This window comes from Nostoc sp. (genome assembly GCF_036917615.1).
In the GTDB taxonomy this organism is placed as follows: Bacteria; Cyanobacteriota; Cyanobacteriia; order Cyanobacteriales; family Nostocaceae; genus Nostoc.
The window spans coordinates 1-19361 of the sequence record NZ_JBALCZ010000035.1; the positions used below are offsets into that span (position 1 = coordinate 1).

The 19361-nt window shown below is 39.3% G+C and carries 16 protein-coding genes and 2 pseudogenes; 5 read left to right on the forward strand and 13 right to left on the reverse strand.

Annotated features, from left to right (window positions below; genetic code table 11):
* Both V7K85_RS13135 and V7K85_RS13140 read left to right on the forward strand, forming a co-directional pair.
* The coding region (locus V7K85_RS13135) for a hybrid sensor histidine kinase/response regulator (RefSeq protein ID WP_334814105.1) at positions 1-2931 on the forward strand (2931 nt) is incomplete at its 5' end.
* Positions 2932-3984: 1053 nt separating this feature from the next.
* Entirely contained in the window at positions 3985-4329 is a 345-nt protein-coding gene (locus V7K85_RS13140) for a DUF1815 family protein (protein ID WP_069074034.1), read from the forward strand.
* Positions 4330-4416: 87 nt separating this feature from the next.
* Here the strand turns inward: V7K85_RS13140 and V7K85_RS13145 are convergent, their stop codons facing one another.
* Both V7K85_RS13145 and V7K85_RS13150 read right to left on the reverse strand, forming a co-directional pair.
* Complete coding sequence (locus V7K85_RS13145) at positions 4417-4566, reverse strand: hypothetical protein (protein ID WP_334814106.1); 150 nt, start codon at positions 4564-4566, stop codon at positions 4417-4419.
* A 244-nt stretch (positions 4567-4810) separates the two neighbouring features.
* Positions 4811-6880: pseudogene (locus tag V7K85_RS13150) on the reverse strand (CHAT domain-containing protein).
* A gap of 117 nt (positions 6881-6997) precedes the next feature.
* On the opposite strand from V7K85_RS13150, the gene V7K85_RS13155 reads away from it, so the two are divergent.
* Positions 6998-7498: an acyl-CoA thioesterase gene (locus V7K85_RS13155; protein WP_334814107.1), complete on the forward strand. Its 501-nt coding sequence runs from the start codon at positions 6998-7000 to the stop codon at positions 7496-7498.
* 116 nt (positions 7499-7614) lie between these two features.
* Here V7K85_RS13155 and V7K85_RS13160 read toward each other — a convergent pair whose 3' ends face one another.
* The 3 genes from V7K85_RS13160 to V7K85_RS13170 form a co-directional block, all read right to left on the reverse strand.
* On the reverse strand, positions 7615-7812 hold the full coding sequence (locus V7K85_RS13160) for a hypothetical protein (RefSeq protein WP_334723505.1): 198 nt from the start codon (positions 7810-7812) through the stop codon (positions 7615-7617).
* 455 nt (positions 7813-8267) lie between these two features.
* Complete coding sequence (gene dxr / locus V7K85_RS13165; RefSeq protein WP_334814108.1) at positions 8268-9464, reverse strand: 1-deoxy-D-xylulose-5-phosphate reductoisomerase; 1197 nt, start codon at positions 9462-9464, stop codon at positions 8268-8270.
* A 549-nt stretch (positions 9465-10013) separates the two neighbouring features.
* Positions 10014-10922, reverse strand: coding sequence for a beta-1,6-N-acetylglucosaminyltransferase (locus V7K85_RS13170; protein WP_334814109.1), 909 nt, complete (start codon positions 10920-10922; stop codon positions 10014-10016).
* 533 nt (positions 10923-11455) lie between these two features.
* Between V7K85_RS13170 and V7K85_RS13175 the strand changes: the two genes are divergently transcribed.
* Together V7K85_RS13175 and V7K85_RS13180 are read left to right on the forward strand one after the other, a co-directional pair.
* Positions 11456-12289, forward strand: coding sequence for a hypothetical protein (locus V7K85_RS13175; RefSeq protein ID WP_334814110.1), 834 nt, complete (start codon positions 11456-11458; stop codon positions 12287-12289).
* A 671-nt stretch (positions 12290-12960) separates the two neighbouring features.
* Positions 12961-14226 carry a hypothetical protein gene (locus V7K85_RS13180; protein ID WP_334814111.1) on the forward strand — a complete coding sequence of 422 codons (1266 nt, stop codon included), beginning with the start codon at positions 12961-12963 and terminating at the stop codon, positions 14224-14226.
* Between the two features lie 78 nt (positions 14227-14304).
* Here V7K85_RS13180 and V7K85_RS13185 read toward each other — a convergent pair.
* The 8 genes and pseudogenes from V7K85_RS13185 to V7K85_RS13215 form a co-directional block, all read right to left on the reverse strand.
* Positions 14305-14469: pseudogene (locus V7K85_RS13185) on the reverse strand (Uma2 family endonuclease); the annotation flags it as partial.
* A 182-nt stretch (positions 14470-14651) separates the two neighbouring features.
* Positions 14652-16196, reverse strand: coding sequence for an ArnT family glycosyltransferase (locus tag V7K85_RS13190; RefSeq protein WP_334814146.1), 1545 nt, complete (start codon positions 16194-16196; stop codon positions 14652-14654).
* Between the two features lie 492 nt (positions 16197-16688).
* A complete protein-coding gene (locus V7K85_RS13195) occupies positions 16689-17000 on the reverse strand; it encodes a DUF6887 family protein (protein ID WP_334814112.1) in 312 nt (103 codons plus the stop codon).
* Positions 17001-17003: 3 nt separating this feature from the next.
* Positions 17004-17123: a DUF6888 family protein gene (locus V7K85_RS36515; protein ID WP_442940580.1), complete on the reverse strand. Its 120-nt coding sequence runs from the start codon at positions 17121-17123 to the stop codon at positions 17004-17006.
* A gap of 70 nt (positions 17124-17193) precedes the next feature.
* Positions 17194-17517 (reverse strand): clan AA aspartic protease, encoded by a 324-nt coding sequence (locus V7K85_RS13200; protein WP_334814147.1) that lies wholly within the window; start codon positions 17515-17517, stop codon positions 17194-17196.
* A 1-nt stretch (position 17518) separates the two neighbouring features.
* The gene (locus V7K85_RS13205; protein WP_334814113.1) at positions 17519-17995 is read right to left on the reverse strand and encodes a hypothetical protein; all 477 of its coding nucleotides are present in this window, start codon (positions 17993-17995) and stop codon (positions 17519-17521) included.
* Positions 17996-18581: 586 nt separating this feature from the next.
* A complete protein-coding gene (locus V7K85_RS13210; RefSeq protein WP_251956103.1) occupies positions 18582-18881 on the reverse strand; it encodes a type II toxin-antitoxin system RelE/ParE family toxin in 300 nt (99 codons plus the stop codon).
* Positions 18882-18884: 3 nt separating this feature from the next.
* Positions 18885-19118 carry a type II toxin-antitoxin system ParD family antitoxin gene (locus V7K85_RS13215; RefSeq protein ID WP_229549494.1) on the reverse strand — a complete coding sequence of 78 codons (234 nt, stop codon included), beginning with the start codon at positions 19116-19118 and terminating at the stop codon, positions 18885-18887.
* Positions 19119-19361: the final 243 nt, after the last annotated feature.

The window sequence follows — 19361 nt, forward strand, 5'->3', positions numbered from 1 at the left end:
GAAGATGTAGCCACAGATAACTCCACCTATATTCAGATGGACACCACAGATAATACTGTGGATGAACAAGAAGCTAGAGAAACTTCTCTAGATATTAATTTTGGGGAAACTTCAGATTTAGTATCATCCCAAGCACAGCCAGGTGATTTGTTCGGCTCTTTCGATGAAAATTCGCAACTGCTGTTTGAAGATGTAGCCACAGATAACTCCACCTATATTCAGATGGACACCACAGATAATACTGTGGATGAACAAGAAGCTAGAGAAACTTCTCTAGATATCAGTTTTGGGGAAACTTCAGCTTCACCCCAGACAAGCCCAGAAGTTTTAGATACTGAAGGGAACAAGAACTTAGAAACTGCCTTTGAGTTCCCAGAAAATACAGATTTTGAAGCTACAGAACTAGATTTTGCAAATGATTTATTGTTTACAGAAACTGCTCTGCCAGAAGCAGCAAATCAGGAAGAATTAAGAGAAAACGCGGCAACAATTAACTCACAAGATGTCAATGACTTCACACAAACGGTTATTCAGGAAAATGTAGAAACCGATTTGTGGGATCTAGAAGAGACATCTGAGCCTGTACCAGTAGCAGAGGCAGAAAATGCTATTGTTGCTTCAACCGAAGAATTGGCAACTACAGAAACCGTTGAAGTAGTTGCTTCAGAAGATGAATTTGCATACTTGGCAGCATTACTAGGAGAGGAAGTAGCACCCATCCCCAAAGCTGCGTCAATAACAGAAGTAGATTTTGCTGCCCTAGAAGAATTGCTAGGTACAGATGACGATCACGATGTCTACGACGGGCTACACCAACGCCAGCCCTTGAACATTCAACCAGTCTTGGCTAAAAATGCCATTCCATCACCAGCCATAAAAGATGAATTTGGGGACTTGGAGAAGTTGCTGGCAGAAGCAGATCAAACAATATCCCATTCGCCAGTAGTAAAATATAACACCAGCAAAACTCCCCGCCCCTCTACTCGTCGGGCTGCGAGATTTGAAGAAACGATGAAGGTTCCAGTTAAGCAACTGGACGATATGAGTAATTTAGTTGGGGAGTTGGTGGTAAATCGCAATACTTTAGAGCAAGATCATGAACGGCTGCGGCAGTCATTAGATAACTTGCTGATTCAGGTACAACAACTCTCCGATGTGGGCGCAAGGATGCAGGAGTTGTACGAGCGATCGCTACTGGAAGCCTCTCTGTTAGCTGGACGCAAAAAGATAGACTCCGGCTTTCAAGCCCCTGATTCCAATGCCGATAGGGGTTTTAGCGAGTTAGAAATGGATCGTTTTACTCCTTTCCATACACTCTCACAGCAGATGATTGAGCGGATTGTGCGCGTGCGTGAGTCGGCAAGTGACATTGATTTCGTTACCGAAGAAACCGAGCGAGTAGCAAGGCAATTCCGCCAAGTAACCACCCAGCTACAAGAGGGATTAACAAGAGCGCGAATGGTGCATTTTGCCCAAACTATTGATCGCTGGCGGCGAGGAGTGCGCGACAACGCCATTAAGTGTGGCAAACAAGTGGAGTTGGTGATCGAAGGTGGCGATACCTTAATTGACAAGATGATTTTGGATCATCTTACCGATCCGTTAACTCATATGCTGAATAATGCGATCGCTCACGGTATTGAAACGCCACAAGAGAGGCAAGCTGCTGGGAAACCACCCGTGGGAATCATTACTATCCGTGCCTTCCACCAAGGCAATCAAACGATCATTTCCGTAGGTGATGATGGCGCAGGTATCGATTCAGCAAGGATTAAGGCTAAGGCGGTGAAGATTGGCATGATTACACAAGCGGAGGCAAAAGCCATGTCTCGCCTGGAAGTCTACGATCTGCTGTTCCAATCTGGTTTTACGATCAAAGACCAAGCAGATGAAATTTCTGGTCGTGGTGTAGGTATGGACGTAGTGCGCTCCGAGATTAGCGAAATTCGTGGGACAGTGAACACCGATTCTGCGCTCGGTAAGGGAACCACCTTCACCATTCGTTTACCACTGACTCTGAGTATTTGTAAAGCTCTCTGCTGCGTCTCTGATCGAGCTAGAATTGCCTTCCCGATGGATGGTGTAGAAGATACGCTGGATATACCAGTCAAAAATATCCAGCACGATGCCAATGGGCAATCATTTATTTCCTGGCGCGATACGGTGCTGCCATTCCGACCCCTAAAGGAACTTTTAACCTTTAATCGCCAGATCAGTCGGGGTAATGTTTATGGCGGCACCAGAGATGATGATATGGTTTCTGTAGTTGTGGTGCGATCGGCAAATACCCTGATTGCTTTACAGATTGACCTGGTGTTGAGCGAACAAGAAATTGTAATTAAGCAATTTGAAGGGCCAGCGCCTAAACCCATTGGTGTCGCTGGTGCTACAGTCCTGGGTGATGGTCGCATTATGCCTATTGCTGACGTGCTGGAAATAATTGACATTTTCCAAGGACGGATTTCTACAGAAATTGGTAGCAATTCTTGGCAACAGAAAGCTACTCCTCCAGATACCTCTCCTGCGAAGATTGACCCGACAGTGCTGATAGTCGATGATTCAATTACAGTTCGAGAATTGCTATCCCTAACGTTTAACAAAGCAGGTTATCGTGTAGAACAGGCGCGTGACGGGCAGGAAGCTTGGGATAAACTCCGTTCTGGTCTGCCTTGTGATATTGTATTTTGCGACATTGAAATGCCCCGTTGCGATGGTCTGGAGTTACTATCTCGCATTCAGAAAGACTCTAACCTCAACCACTTACCGATCGCTATGCTCACCTCGCGGGGTGCAGACAAGCACAGACAAATTGCAGCTCAACTCGGTGCTAGTGGCTACTTTACCAAGCCCTATCTCGAAGAAGCTCTACTTGAAGCTGCGGCGCGGATGTTGAAAGGGGAAAAACTTGTTAGCACTACAAGTAATGTTTAGTAAGTAAGTAATGCCGTGTGCGACTTTCTCTCAAACTTAACCCCTAACCCCTTACGCCAGCTGCTACAACTCTTGGAACCCCCGCAACGTACTGGCTCCCCTACTAGCATTGGGGAGTAAGAATCAAAGCCTCTCAGGAGCGTGGGACTCGGGGCCCCTTTTGGGGATTGGGGGAAAGAAGAATAGAAGCCGGGTTCCAAGAATAAGTTGCGCATCGCGTTAAGTAATAAAACACCTTGGCACTAAACCTGCCAAGGTGTTTTATTTAAACGAGATAAAAATTAAAATATAGCAACCGCCACAGAGTAAGTAAGTCGGCTAGAAAAATTCAATGTATATGAAGAAATATAAGCACCGACTTACTTAATCCCAAAATATCTGAAAATATTGCCTAAATGGCAACATTGCTCTCCTGAGTTTAGTTATTGTCAGTCTTGAGTTGATCCATTGTGGATTCTACACTAGACTTATCTACTCACGTACGTAAGTTTGTATAAAAGATTTTAATTAATCTTTTACTAGTACTGAATCTAAAATTTGCACTGCCATCGGCTCAACTTTATATATACAGGAGGAACGAATTTGGTATACCAAATCATTTGTCTATACCAAAATCTACGTTAGAAACAGAACAGATTAAACATCTAAGCAAAAGACACTATAACGATGCAAAACTACGTTATAGCCTCTAATAGCAGTGAATTTGGCTACACGTCGCCAATAAAAACGCAATATGTAGCTTTTCTGTAGTTGACTATTGCTAGATTTAAGTTACTCTTAAGGCGAATCGCTTCCTGTAAGAATCTACCCTGACAGAAATGTATAAAGATATAGTTAAATTTAGCAATTCTGTCCGAGATTTTTAATTTGTAAACTGAATAGTTTGATACGGCGCTCAAAACCCTGATGCACTACCCTAAACAAGGTAGTCAATTAACGACTCAATATCATCTGTCTGGTAATTGTATTGAATAGTTTACAATACCAGTGGATGAGAAAATCTAAAGAAAATATAAAAGAGACTCAAATGACTGTGGTGTCTGGAGGACAAAAGTGTTTCTGAGACTAGCACATCAACATCGACAATTCGTCCAAGACTTGGTAATGAACCTGCAAGCCTTGGCGGTTGTATTAGAGCGACGTGGGTATCCTGCGTCCTGCTACACCTGTGGCGACCAAATGAATAGTGCATCGTTTATGGTTAGCTTGGGTGATAACCATCTGATTCGGTTTTTAGTGTCCGATTACGGGATTACTTGGACGGAAATGCGGGATGACCGCGAATTGATGAAGTTAGAGGGTGCGGAGGCAATAAGCCAATTAGACGAACTGGCTAATCTTGTCAAGCAATCTATGCAAACTGATACAGGCTCTAAAACTCTTGCCAAGAAGTATTAAGGTTCCAAAGGTCGATCGCTTTCTTAGAAATTGATTATCGATAATTGGTAATGGTGGCTTAGTTGGCGATCGCTCTTACCTATTTCCTTACCTTAAGTGATTGGCTCGTCGCTGGCCCATCGCATATTTTTTTATATCTGCCAAAACCTCACGAGCCGGATTTTCAGCCTTTAGCTGGAAGGTGTTAAAACGCACCAAAGGCAGAGGTTGGGCAGTTAGCCGCTCCTCTTTGCCCAAAATATCATCAAAACGCGATAACTTCTCTACGAGACGCTACGCGTAGCTTCCCCGTAGGGGTACGTTAAGCTCCGCTAACGCAATTTTCCTTAGGGCTATGTAAAAGGATTCAGTAATGGAATATGGCAGCTACCGAAATCGCCGGTGTTACGCGTTACTAAGGTCAGATAGTGAATCTGGGTAGTAGCAACTATCATTATATCTGCTTGACTGTGTGTTTTCCCTAATTTATGAATTTTTACTCCTATTGTCCATTACCAATCAAAATAAAAGGTGCCCAATAGTACGGGTGACTAAAATCGCTAACTGCTGCTACGGGTACATTATGACTTATTGCCTTCCAGTCTCCAGTAATTAATGAGATTTGAGCTTGTCGTAAAGCTTCAGTTTTAGTCAATTTATCCGTGGAGAGGATACCATAAAAAGCACTCATAAGTACCTATGTACCACTATCATCCACAGACCACAACGAGGCGATCGCGGCTCTAGCGTCGGTTTGTTGCATCTGATAGCCAAAGCCCAAAATTTCCTCACCGTTATCCAACTTGCCTCCCAAGCCGGTTTCACAGGCGCTCAACACGATCAAATCTACATGGGGAAGTGACCAAGTGGCGACATTTCTAAAGTTAACGCGCTCGCCATTCCCGAATAAAATAAACGAATCTTCTGGTTTACCCACCACAAAGGCTGCATGAGTCGCTAAATGGACAATTGTATAATCATCTATTTGGGGTACAGTGACTCTGGGGCTAAAAGCATCGTCTAAAAGTGTCGTAGTTTCAGGAACCGTAGCTGCTAAACTCTCCACTTCCCGCGTTGCAAAGGGCAAACCAGCGAAAGCAACCTGCCGATTACCAACTTTGATTTGATAATTCCCTTTAGTAAAAGCACCAGCTAAAACCCGCAAAGTAGATTGTTTTGGGGTGTTTAAGTTAGTCAGGCTGGCAGATGTAATGTGATTCACATTGAAGCGCTGCACTAGCCATTGTTTGCCATCATATAAAGCAGTTAAAGGAATGTAGCGTAACTGGTCATCTGGAGCGTAAATCAGAGTTTGTGTACCTGATAGCTTCAGGTCTTTCTCTATCGGTTTAATTAGCCAGTCATATAATTGGCGTGCAGGTGCTTTAATGTTTCGACTGGGATTGGTTAAAGCTTGGCGGAAAGCAGCAATTGTTTGATGGAGGTTTTCACGTTTTACAGCAACGGTGCGATGAATTGGTGGAGAATCAGGAGTTACCAATACCAATTCCAAATTATCTTTTAAAATCAGCGGGTAAAGTAGTGCCGATTTTTGCGGCAATCGCGCCAAACTATCTCGAAGTTCGTTGAGATTCTCCAAATCCAAATTTTGCCGCCTAGCTGTGCGGCTAATTTGCTCTACCTGTGCTTTCACTGAAGGACTATTGATAAATTCGTTAAATCCATCCAGGAGTTGCTGTTGATTTAGGACTAATTGCTCGATCCGTTGTTTCTGTTCGAGCGATCGCTCTTTGGAGGAAATTTTCCGTAGTGTCGTCAGTTGTTTACCCAGCACAACAGCATTATCCAGAGTTTGCTCCAACTTTTGTTTAATTGGTTTTTCTCTTGCGGCTATATTAATACCTTTGACAGTACGTTGATTACCTGGCACATTCTGGAGATATTCTTCTAGTTCTTCAACTTTGAGTAAATCTATTGTCCTTTGTGCTTCAGCAACACGTTCTTGTTTGAGTAATCGTCCAGCTAAAATGCGATATGTCTGGCTAACAGTTATGCTATAAGCATCTGGTTGTGACGCACTCAGTGCTGATGGATTCAAGCGAGCTTTCTCACAATTAATCAAGCAGTGCTTATAGAAAAAAATTGCTAACTCTGGTTTGTTTTGGATATCGAATAAGTAACCTATGTTACTGTAGGTTTTGCCAACTCGAACGAGATCCCCAAGTTCTTTGTTAATTAAGAGAGCTTGCTGATAAGATTGAAGTGCTTCAGGATACTTTCTTTGACTTTGGTAGATTCTGCCGATATTATTGAATATTACCGCTTCCCAAGAGCGCTCTCCAAGTTCTCTGCTGATGGTTAATGCTTTTTGTAATCTCTGCAACGCTTCTTTAGATTGACCTTACCGAGATTCTTGGATAGCTTCTTCGTTGAGACTTTCAATTTCTGAGAGCTGATTATTCTTGAGTAAAGCTTGAGCTTTTTCTCCGGAGTCGTACCTCAACCTTGCATTTGTGCTTACCTGGTTCTTGTCTGGGTACGCCATCTCAAAACCTAGTAAACTAAGTAGAGTCAAAGTAACAACACTCACATACTGGAGATTAGGCTGCATAACAAAACACTCTCTATACTCGGAAGTGTAAATATTAAATTAACAAGTCTGGCAACGCAATTAATTTTTATGCTATTCAATGATTTGGAAAATTTATAGGTGCTTAGAAACTTGAAGATGTCAGAAGAAAAACCCAGTCAACCAAAACTACCACCAACCAGCGCCCTTGACAATCCATCAAGTCATGAATTTGGGAATTGGTTTGAATATCCTGTGAGAGTGCAACCCCACCACACTGACTATAGCGGTATTGTCTGGCACGGTTCCCATGTAGCTTGGATGGAAGAAGCACGGATTGAATGCTTACGATCTATAGGGATTGAATTTGCTGATTTAGTCGCTATAGGTTGTGATTTACCAGTTGTAGAACTGTCGGTGCGCTATCACCGTTCAATTCAATTAGGTATGACAGTAATGGTAAAAACGCGCATGGCTGAGGTGACTGGCGTCCGGATCAATTGGGATTATGCCATTGTCTCAACTGATGGACAACAATTGTACGTCACTGCCAAGGTGACTTTAGTAGCTTTAGATCGCGAAAGAGGCAAAATTATGCGTCAGTTGCCGGCGAGTGTTAAGGATGCGTTGGCTAAGATTTCAGCATTAAATAATAATTGACCAATAAAAGTTGTAAACACCACAGAAACTTTGACGCAACTGGCATTAAAGTTAAAAATTTTGTCATTTCATATTTTATACTTCACCTTTCATGAGAAAAAGTGAAGTAGAGATTTTTACTTGCCACTTTGGATCTGCGACAGATTTTGAGCAAACTGCGTTACGTAATGCCAAATATCTTGTGGAGTAATGCCAAAACCGATATTTAATAAAACAAGGATTGCCGCAATAGTCAATGCATTACTCACGGTTGCTTTCAACAACTTCCACAATATTATGAAGACGATCCAAGCTACAATCAGCGTAGCAATCATATATTAATATCCTTAATAATTGCCTTTATGTGAGAATGGGTTGATTCAGAAAGGGTAAGTTTTTGTTTTGGTAATAATCACTGGTACAAAAGATGCTAAACCCAATTTTTAATATCCACTATAATGAGACTTTTTGTGATAATTAGCCTGGGGATATTTTAGCTAAAAATGAGATAATTATTGATGTAAAATGCCGCCTTGTTTGCAAAGGTTTTGTAAGGATTTTTAATTTTTTTTTGGATATAAATTATAGATATACATAAAATTGATGGCTGATCCGGAAGCCACCGAATATTTTGAAGAAAGTTTAATTTGTTAACTTTTTGTAGTTCAGCTAGTATGTCTTTGTGATCAGCTTAAATGATTTCCATATTAATTGGATTAGAGGCTGGGGATTAAATATTGGGGACTAGGCATCAATTTCTAATCCCCAGTCGAATCAGCTCTAAAGGTTTTTATCGCAGAGAAATTATCCGCGAGTCAGTTTCTAACTTTTCAGTCGCTGTTAAAACTTCTTGTCTTGCCCATTTATCTGCTGCCAAAATGTCATCTAAAGAGGGATTTGCACGATTATCATTTTGATGGCGATCGCACACCCATTCGATACACCGGGGAATATCTAAAAACCGAATTTTTTCTGATAAAAATAAAGCCACAGCTTGCTCATTTGCGGCATTCAACACAGCTGGCATCGAACCACCAGCTTTACCCATAGCATAAGCCAACTGCATACAAGGATACTTCTGGTGATCTGGTTCACTGAAGGTTAAATTTCCAGCTTTAACTAAATCTAGTCGTTCCCAGTTGGTATAGATGCGATCGGGCCAAGATAGAGCATACAGTAAGGGTAAGCGCATATCTGGCCAACCGAGTTGGGCTAAAACTGAAGTATCTTGCAGTTCAATCAGCGAGTGAATAATGCTCTGGGGATGAATGACAATTTCGATATTGTCATAATCCAACCCAAACAGAAAGTGAGCCTCAATTACTTCCAGTCCTTTATTCATCAAAGTAGCAGAGTCTACTGTGATTTTACGCCCCATCGACCAATTAGGATGCTTGATGGCGTCAGCAACGGTCACTTCTGCTAACTTTTCTACATCCCAGTCTCGGAAAGCCCCACCAGATGCAGTGAGCAAAATTTTCCGTAAGCCGGACTTTGGCACGCCTTGGAGGCATTGAAAGATTGCGGAATGTTCGGAATCGGCTGGGAGTAATTTTACACCATGTTTTTCGACTAGGGGTAGAACCACAGGGGCCCCAGCAATCAGGGTTTCTTTGTTCGCTAAGGCAATATCTTTACCAGCTTCAATGGCTGCGATCGTAGGTAGCAAACCAGCACAACCAACGATACCAGTGACAACGGTTTGGGCATCGCCGTAACGAGCGACTTCAATAACTCCGGCGTCACCTGCCAGTAAAATCGGTTGGGGATCGAGGTCAATGATAGCTTCTTTGAGCGCTGGTAATTTCTCTTCTGAGCAAATTGCTGCTATTTTCGGTCGAAATTGCCGAATTTGAGCAGCGAACATTTCGACATTGCGCCCAGCTGCCAATCCCACAATCCGAAACTGATCTGGGTACTGAGTGACAATATCTAAAGTCTGAGTACCAATAGAACCAGTGGAACCAACGAGAGTAATCGCTTTCACAATTGCTTAAGGATTTACAGACAACTCTCACTATAAATTGCTTGGGACTATTTAATAACAGCAATCACTATAATCGATACACTGACGCAAAGGAGAGACGCAAAGAAAGAAAATATCCCCCTGTCCTCTATCCTCCTCAAAAGTGGTGATTATCATTTTTATTATCAATGTTTTGAGTATTTAAACTGATTGACAAAGGGCACTTTATCTTAATCTCTCACGGATGCTGGTGGACTGTCCGCTCGCCTAACAATGGCGGCTGGAGCAACTTCAACCTTGAGCAATCATCTGAGAACCTATCCCACTATTCTAAAAATCCCTACTTCTTTTCGTAAAATGTGCTTGAAAACCTTGATTTTTCGTTTTCAGTTCTCAATAAGCTTAAGCTTTGTAGCACAAATATTATTAGTGGGATAGGTTCGAGTGTTCTTGAAATTACGTTTGGTTCGCGGATATTTTACCCAAACCACTCTTTTTTGTCCAAAGTTCAATATTCAGGAACATTTATTATTTCTTCTCTACGACCAAAATTCAAAATTAATTTGCAAGTTAAGATTGACTCGATATCATTTCATCAACCATATCTAATATATCCGGGTCTATAGTCATATCAAACTTTCTGGCAAATAATTTTTCTGAGTCTCTAATTTTATCAAAATCATTTTTTTCTAAAATTTTGGGGTGAAGGGCATTAACGTTAGACCACTCTAGATATGTCAAGCGAGTGTTAATAATTTTATCCTTAAAAGGCGAATTTACAATTAGGATCTGGTAAAACAATTCATCTGGACAATAAGTGTAATTAAACCGATTAATAAACTTAGGGTTTTGCTTAACAAAATCATTTATCCATTTTATCGATTCTCCTGTTAAGCACCAAAATGCTGAACCTCCATAAAGAGCAAAGCCTTCAGGAAATTTATGTCTTTTCGGTAAAAGCAAAATCAACAATGAATATAAAAAAGAGTTAATGCGAGATTTAAACTCACGCTTTTCTGGTATCCAAAAATCCTTATCTTTCCAACGAATATACCAAGATTCTAATCTTGTTAAACCTCCACGATACCATTTATTACAAGGTAGTGGAAAATACTCTAAAAATTCTTTACCTTTATTTTGTTGGAGAAACTTCTTAATCTGTTCATTTGACTTGATCAAATAGTCTTGACCCGATAAGTATATAACATAATCGAAGTAAGTACCTGTTTCAACTATTGATTTTATTCCTTGAAGACTAGCTCTGACAATATCAAAACTTCCCCATGCTAAATGGTATCTTTTTATGAAAGAGACATTTGGAAAATCCTTGAATTGAGTCAGTACGTGATGATAAATTTTAGAATCCGCTTTTTTATCTATATGTATAAAAAATGAAACATCATCTGTGTTTAGTTTATAAATAAGACGTACTAATTGTTGCGGATATTTATGCGCCAAAATTATATATGCTATTTTCATAAAAACTGCCTTATTAAATAAATCAAGGTTCTTTGTTTACAAGCTGTTTTTGTGTCACCTCTAATTTAGCCAGGTTCAAAGCATTGCCTGTTTAATTACTCGCCGATTTAATTTCACAAACTCAAAGCCTTGGCTAAACTGTCGTCGGTAGGTCTTCTCCAAGATTTGACTATAGCGACTTAGATTTGTGAAGTTCACTTTTCCCAACATAATCCTAACTATAGTAAATAAAATTACTAAGTATTTATAATGAGGTTTGCTAAATTACCCATTTGGGCGAGTATCGTTTCTACCGTATTCATAGCTGATCTAGCGGTATGCTTTTTTTGAACTATTTGCAGCCTACAACAATAAGTGGCTTTTTTATCCATTGGGGCGAAAACTGTCCGGAGTATTGTTAAATTAAGCGAAAAGGCTGACGGAGGCGTCACAATTGTTTTGCAGATTCGTAGTAAAATCGAATTTAGGAAAAAATTATGTTGATGGTGTATGCTCTAACCTTTGCTCTAAATACAGTATGAAAGGATAAAGAAATGCAGAATATGCAAAATTTCAGTAATGATTTGTGGAAAAAAACATCATTTTCTACATGCTCATATATTAAGTCGTTACACGATTACCGTAGGTTCATTGTTTGTCGTGCTATACAAAGCTGGGCTAAAGTACTAGAGCTTCCTTTTGCCGAAAAAATATTTTTAGATGATAGTAGCCCTGATTTAAATGGGATGAAGCTACTTCAATCATCCAATCAAATCAATCATTTTGATTCTGTAAGATATAATACTATTAGCCATCCCCCTCATAGTAATTTTGGAATTCTTATTAGTCTGAATCTTTGTAAATCTGATTATATTTTACATCTGGATGACGATATTCAAATAGTGGGAACACATCAAGACTGTATTAATATCTTGGAACATGGTCTTACTATTCTTAATGAAGATAAAAATATTATGGGAATAAATTTAATGCATGTAGATAGAAGTGCTGGGGGACAGTGGGGTCCAGGTAAAGATTATTTTGCAAGTGATGTTTTTTCTCATCCCATTCAATATTTTGGAAATTCAGCATGTTTAATGAGAAGGGAACTTTTAGAAGTCGTGAGTTTAAACAAAATTTTTAATTGGGGCAAAGAACAGCCTACTAATTGGGAAGAGTTAGTCTCAAATTCAGATAATACTTCTTCGTTTCTTGTAGCTAAGGTTGGAACTCCCTTTACAGTTGATAATGATGCATGGTTATTCAAAAGTACATTTCGTGTGTCTACCTGGGAAACATATAAATATTTATTACTTAAGAAATTAGGTTTAGGCACGCTAGCATCCCAATTTTCCAAGATGATAAAAGAAAGGGAATATAATTCGTGATTGGAGCTTACAAATTAAAGTGGAAGACCATAAAATTGCAAAAACTTTGATAAAGATTTAAATATTCCTTACCATCTAAAAACGGTATACTACTAAAAAGTAACTTTTCACTCGCACCCCATTGAGTGGAATAAAATTCAGCCAGTTAAAACATTTGTTGATGCGGAAGTTAATATACTTTAACCAAGCTAATAAATATAAAGAACTCGCTAAGAACGCACCTAATCTTTATCAATGGGTTCTCAGTAACTTTTATAATATTCTTGTTCCCATAGGTTTAACTTTAAGTATATCTGCAATATTTTTATTGTCATATATTGTTTATAAAAGTAGATAAAAAATTACTCAGAACAGATTAATATACTTAGCCACTATATCAGTTTTATTTATGCGATATATCCTGCCCAAAATGCACGACAGATATTTTTATCCTGCTGATATATTTTCTCTGAGCTTTACCTTTTACTTTTCACGATATTTTTGGGTGGCTATCGTTGTGCAAATATCCTCATTTTTTGGCTATTTAGGTACTCCTATATATCCAATTGTTTTCTATACCTTTAGGTTTTACACTCTGGTTTGTTGTGCGAAATTGTGAGATGATTTATCCAAAATTAAAAGCTGAATTTTGCTAAAATATCAATCAAAAGTTAATTTATCTATCTGCAAAGATGAATATCAGGAAAAAATTTTTGGCTAATGGCTTATTTTTTGTCATGGCAATGTGGCTGTCTAGTAGGCTTCTAATAGCCATCACTATGTTACTGATTGCCCCATTGTTTCCAACTTCATCAGCTGGCGTTGCTGCCACCTTTAGTTGGGATGTTTTCTATGCTTGGGACAGTTTTTGGTATGAGAGAATTGTGACTTCTGGTTACGACTTTTCCAGTCAAGTAAAAGAAATGCACGCAGTTGCATTTTTCCCTTTATTTTCATTGTTAAGCCGGATAATTATGTTCATCGGCTTGCCTTTTAAAGTGGCAGGTATATTAGTTAATAATGGCGCTTTTTTAGCTGCCTTGATCATACTTTATTTTTGGGTACAGGAGCTTTACGGCACAAGCACAGCACGATGGGCAACAGCTACTTTAGCATGGTGTCCCTATTCCCTTTATGGAACCGTAATTTACACTGAAGGTCTGTTTTTGTTGTGTACCACATCTGCCTTACGAGCTTTTGATAAAAAGCAATATATTTGGGCAGCATTCTGGGGAGCATTATCTACAGCAACGCGACTACCTGGAGTTGCTCTCATCCCCGCTTTTATGTTTGTTTCTTGGAAAGAACGTAGAGGAATAAAAGCCTATATTGCCAGTTTAACTGTTGGTTTGGGTATATCTCTGTACAGTCTTTATTGTCAAATAAAATTTGGCGACGCTTTGGCTTTCATCCATGCACAAAAAGCGTGGCGTGGTGATGCGACAGGGTTTGCTTGGGAAGGTTGGTGGAAGATGCTGATGCAAATTACGGTAGGTCCCACTAATTTTAAATCTGGCTATATTCAAGACCCTTTGTATCCATTATTATTTTTAATAATTATTGGTAACGGCTGTTTGTTATGGCGCTTTCGTTTATATCTGGGGATGATTAAATTCCGCTATGGATTATATTTTTTATGGCTATTGTTATGGTTATTGACAGGAGATGAACTAGTGAAAATTGCACTAGTTTTTGGTGGGATCTATTTACTATGGTTATCACGCGCTAAAATTCCCCTTGTTACTGTTGCCTATGGGTTTTCTTCCTTCGCTTTAATTTTAAACACTGGGATTACAGCCTCGGCTGAACGCTACACTTACGGTATTATATCGCTGTCAATGGCATTCGGATTATTACTTGCCCGTTATCCTCGTTGGGGATACCTAATTATGTACTTTTTTGGAATACTAATGTTTACATTTTCTATTCGATTTGCCCGCGATCTTTGGGTAGCTTAGGTTGATAAGATCATTCATTGGTGGTTTACCGATAAATAAGATCCCCGACTTCTCAAAGAAGCCGGGGATTTGTGACTTTCAGTTACTAGCTTGAAAAATCTGTTCAGCAGTCAAATTCAACTGTGGGAAAGTTGGTGAGCCTATTTTGTTGCTACCCCTAAACTGGTTAATCTGATACTCATACTTAACCAACGAGTAAACTAATATAGTAGGCTGTTTCGGATTACCAACGAATTTATGAGCGCTTCTGTGTTGAGTCCAATACAGACTTAACAATAACAGCCCCAACCCTTGTAGCGTTGGGGGATAAGATTCAAAGCCTCTCTCCTAAAAAGAGAGAGGTCAGAGTGTATTTCATACAAACGAGAAACGCTATATGAGCGCTAATAGCAAGATAATCTACTATCCAATATTCATTGGTATAACTAATTTTTGGTAATCAGCGTAAATCCGTTAGCTGCTCCGATAATTTTACTACCAGTTAAATTGATTTGCTGTAAAGCCACATTGTCTAAGAGCAAATAAGATTTATTAGATAACATTTGTTGTAAAAGTGGCACAGTTGCAGGAGTTACTTTGCAATCGCTGTAAAAGTCCAAACTAGGACGCCCATAAGCAAAAGAGGTGTAAATTTGTGTTCCTGGTGAAACATTTGCCCGAATTAAGTCTGCAACTGGCTTGACTGGAAAAGCTTCTTTTAATTCCCAAATCCAAGATTGTGAACTCATCAATAGTGCTAAAACTAAATACATCCCTGTGAATAACACTGGAATAAAGTTGCGATCGTGTTGTTTAATTAGCCATGCTGCGATGCCCATACTTATTGCCGAAACAATGCTCATGACTATTAAAATAGGCTCTTTATTTGCAATAATAAAGTAAACACAACCTCCTAAACCAGCAACAGCAATAATAGCCAGAAATATTGTCCAACTTCGCACCTTAAAATGACCGTACTGCCAAATTTCACTAAGTTTAGCACCAATTGCCAAAGCTAAAAATGGATATACGGGCATAACATACCACGGGAGTTTAGTTTTTATTAAAGAGATAGTTCCTAAATAAACAATTGTACCAATAATAATTAGGCGACCCCAGGCAGTATGACGTTTTTTCCAAGCTAGATAAAAACCCCCCGGTAAAAATAATAGCCAAGGAAAACTATACTTAATTAACTCAATTAAATAGTACCAGGGAGGCCCAGTATGACCTTCAACAGATTGTCCAAGGCGATCAAAGGTTTGTGCTTGAAAATTTACTTGGAAGAAATTTTCGCCATAATGTTGCGATTGAGCAGCAAACCAAGCGATCGCTGGTGCATTTCCTAAAAACATTCCCAGTAATAAATAGGGGCTTGTTAACAAAGCAAGCTGCCGATCAGCAATCAGGAATAAAAAAGCGATCGCCCCTAGCAGCAAAACTATCATCCCTTTAGTGAGAGTGATTAACCCTAGACAAAATCCCACACCTAGAGCATACCGACGATTCTGACGTGCTTTTAGCAAACAAAATAACAATAGTAAGAAAAAGGTAATAGTTGTACCATCTAGCATTGCTAGCCGTCCGTGACGCAGCACAGGCAACATCGTCAGGTAAACTAAAGCGGCAAACAGAGCTGGTAAACTTTGGTTAAAAAGCAAACATCCCACCAAGTAAAGCAAAGGCACTCCCAAGGCAGTTAAGACTGCACCCGGTAGACGTGTTGTCCACTCATTCACGCCTGCGATGGAGTAAGTCCAAGCAATTAGTAAGTGCATTAGGGGTGGCTTATTATAATAAGGTTCACCTCCCAAGGTGGGGTAAAGCCAACGCATTGAACCAAGTGGGGCACGCCAAATTTCACGCGCAACCTGTGCCACAGTACCTTCATCCCAATCTCGTAAAGGGGAGTTTCCCAAAAATATCAGCCATAGAACTAGAGATATTATCAATAGGCTAAATAACCATTCTTTTTCTCGGAATAGACGCATATCTAAAATCGGGATAATCATTTCAAAGACTGTAAGGCGGTATTGTACCCCAGATTCTGCAATGGGAGTTTGGTTAATTTTGTTTTAAAAGCGGCGTTTATCCGGTGCGATCGCATTTTATTCTTATTCTGACAACTTCTCAAGTTCTGCGATAACGCGCCGAAGTAATTCAGCCATGATTTTAAAAAGCGGATAGTTTTTTATATGGCATCATAACGGCTTGCTAAACCAGTCTTTGGATACAGCGAAGTGTTAAGCTTCCTCTGCTGAGAAAATGAAGACTTCATCTGATGTATTCGGCCAAATAAATAAGTTCTGTTTTGCAAGATCCAGGTCAATAGCAACTGCTTCTATCTGATTTATAGAGTTATCTTGACCTCTATATTTGACTAATGTAGTTAATTCACCAATTTATAAACTTGGTTCATTGATACGTACTTGCACGGGCGGATTAATTTGAATTAGTTCCCAGATACCTGTTGCTTGCTCAATTTATATCCCAGTAATATGATGCTTTATAATAAGTTTATTATCTAACTGATGCCACCATTTAGTAATTGTCTGAGCTTCCTTTATATATTTTTGTGTATTATTACAGTACCAACGAATCTCATTTGAACTATATCTAATTGCTTGTTTAACTTGGTCTTCCCAGTTCTGATCATTCAAGTCAATGCTAATCATTCGCCCTTCAGATTTTGAGCGATTGATATACACATGGAAAGTTGCAACATCTTCCCGATGAGTGAGAATATGGCGACGTAGTTCATTGAGATTCATCGCTTCATGCTTAGCTACTGTCATTGTTCATACCCTCCAGTTGCGTTTAATCTCAAAGTCAAGATTTTCGCCAGCAAGTACGTATAAGTTGCCAGTCCGTTCATCTACCCTAATAAGTTCGATGTTTGTTTGAGACTCAAATCTCAAATCTTACTCAACCCTTTGGGGTAATAATTTTTATTGCTGTTAATAGAAAGCCGATATATCCCGAAAGCAACTACAACTCCTCAATTGTTACTAAACCGCCCTCAGTAAACTGTATAACAAGTTCATGCTCATCAAGTAAAGCAGTTCCTAGCAAAGGTCGCTTTCCTGTCTCAAGTACATTCACTTCCCGTTCTTCTTCATTCCAAATAATGTTAGCTTGATGTATTGGCAAGATTACATTACTATTGTCAGCTAAATTTGCATACATATCATACACAAAAGGAAAACCTAATAGAGTAACTGCTGCTGTGGGTAAGGAAAGAAACTCTGTAAAACCTGTATTGATAACAAATTCAATAGTAAAGTCTGGTTGATTAGGCAGCCGAAATATGATATTAACGGTTGCGCGTCCGTTCTTGTTGTTCTTTTAAGCTCATAAGTAAAGCTTGCTTTTCTACCCTTCGTCTCGCTATTTCCTTTCTTTTGGCTTCCTCTTTTTCTAATTTCCGTTTTTCCTCCTTTCGTATTTCTGTTTTATATCTTTCTCTCTCTAGGTTTTTTGCTTGCATTAATTGAAGAATTTCTTCATAACAAAAAGGCGGATCTATCTTATTGAATTCGCTAATAAATTCTTCTATCCTGAAGAATTTGCATCTGAGACAATCTCTAGCTCCAGCAGAGTCTCTTACAGTAATTGGTAAATCTACACGTATTTGTGATCCTTTTCCTCTATCGCATAATAAAACAATTCTTCCTCGCATTCCCCAAAAATTTATAACTTCTCTTCCAACTAAAAAATTCCAAAGGTTATCGTTATTGCCTATTAATTCTACAAAACTTTGAACATTATCAATCTGTGAACCGCTATACATACTTTGCTTTACTCTTAATCAACTGCTTGCAGCGACTTAAGCGCCTATCTATTCTCAGTTTTCCCGTAGACAGAGCATAATTAACAGCGAAGCAGAATTTATAGAAGGAATAAGGTTAGATTCATCTGCTGTTTGTGTTTTTGCCGTATTGATAGACAACAAAAAAACGGTACATAAGTTTTGTCTTCTACCGTTTTTTGAATATTGATTTTTATCTGCTTATTTAAATGAAGAATTGAAACTGACTTTTAACATCACTCTTCTATCAGTTGTCTCAGTTCATCGATATTTGAGGAAAACTTTAGTTCACTATTTTGCTGTTCTACTTGCGCCATCTGAAAATTTTGATAAATCTATTCACGCCTTTCTTCCCGTAGATATTGCTGCAATAACAGTTGAATTTCTAACTTTTCCTCACTGGAAAGACTTTTAATTGCTTCAACTACATCACTGAAGGTCATAACTTGGAATACCTTTTAGTGCTTATCGGATCAATCTAATATGCCAACGATAAAGCTAAAATTTTAAATCCTATTCAACCCCTTGGGGTAATAATTCTCATGTTAAAGAATAGGTTGTCTTTGGGTTAGTCTTCGTTGAAATAAGACTCCACATCCATACGATCATGCAAAATACGAATAATATCGATAGTTTCATTGGTTTCCTGATAAAAGATCAAATGTCGTCCGATGTGGTACTTGCGATATCCTGAGCGAATATCATCACAAGTACGTCCCCTGTGTGGCTCTCGTGCCAAGAGATGAAAGCAATCGTCCAAGATAGCAAGATAACGGTTTCTCTGCTCAGTTCCCCATGTTTTTTGGGTGTAGCGACCGATTGATAGCAAGTCTTGAGTGGCTAATTCAGTAAGGCGAAATGCTGACATGCGCTATTCACGATCAAGTTCTGCAAGCAATCCTGAGAGAGAATAGTCAGCAAATCCGCTGTTCTCCCCATCTGTCAATGCTCGTTGCAAAGCGGCAAGTTTTATTTCTCGCTCTTCTAAAAGGCGCAGTCCCGCTCGAATCGCTTCACTGGCGCTGGCAAAACGACCGCTGTCAACTTGATTGGCGATAAACGCTTCAAAATGCTCACCCAAGGTAACACTTGTATTTTTTTGCATACAATTTTCTCCTGTATAATACCAATATATAATATTTGTTGGTATTACTCCAGATGAAAGCTGAAAACAGCTAGATTCCAGAATTACGAGCAAAATCAAAACATAACGATCGCAAACTCAGATATTTTCACACAAAAAACGATATGAGTGAAGGAGCTATGGGGATTAATCCCAGAGACTCCACTATATTCACAAAGCAATTTTTATTTCTGTAAACCTTCCGTAGCAAGCGTTTCAGATTTT

Excerpts from the sequence above, each read along its gene's own strand:
- V7K85_RS13155 (WP_334814107.1), top strand. The coding sequence starts at position 6,998 with ATGTCAGAAGAAAAACCCAGTCAACCAAAACTACCACCAACCAGCGCC.
- V7K85_RS13160 (WP_334723505.1), bottom strand. The coding sequence starts at position 7,812 with ATGATTGCTACGCTGATTGTAGCTTGGATCGTCTTCATAATATTGTGG.
- V7K85_RS13170 (WP_334814109.1), bottom strand. The coding sequence starts at position 10,922 with ATGAAAATAGCATATATAATTTTGGCGCATAAATATCCGCAACAATTA.
- V7K85_RS13175 (WP_334814110.1), top strand. The coding sequence starts at position 11,456 with ATGCAGAATATGCAAAATTTCAGTAATGATTTGTGGAAAAAAACATCA.
- V7K85_RS13180 (WP_334814111.1), top strand. The coding sequence starts at position 12,961 with ATGAATATCAGGAAAAAATTTTTGGCTAATGGCTTATTTTTTGTCATG.
- V7K85_RS13190 (WP_334814146.1), bottom strand. The coding sequence starts at position 16,196 with ATGCGTCTATTCCGAGAAAAAGAATGGTTATTTAGCCTATTGATAATA.
- V7K85_RS13195 (WP_334814112.1), bottom strand. The coding sequence starts at position 17,000 with ATGACAGTAGCTAAGCATGAAGCGATGAATCTCAATGAACTACGTCGC.
- V7K85_RS13205 (WP_334814113.1), bottom strand. The coding sequence starts at position 17,995 with ATGTATAGCGGTTCACAGATTGATAATGTTCAAAGTTTTGTAGAATTA.
- V7K85_RS13210 (WP_251956103.1), bottom strand. The coding sequence starts at position 18,881 with ATGTCAGCATTTCGCCTTACTGAATTAGCCACTCAAGACTTGCTATCA.
- V7K85_RS13215 (WP_229549494.1), bottom strand. The coding sequence starts at position 19,118 with ATGCAAAAAAATACAAGTGTTACCTTGGGTGAGCATTTTGAAGCGTTT.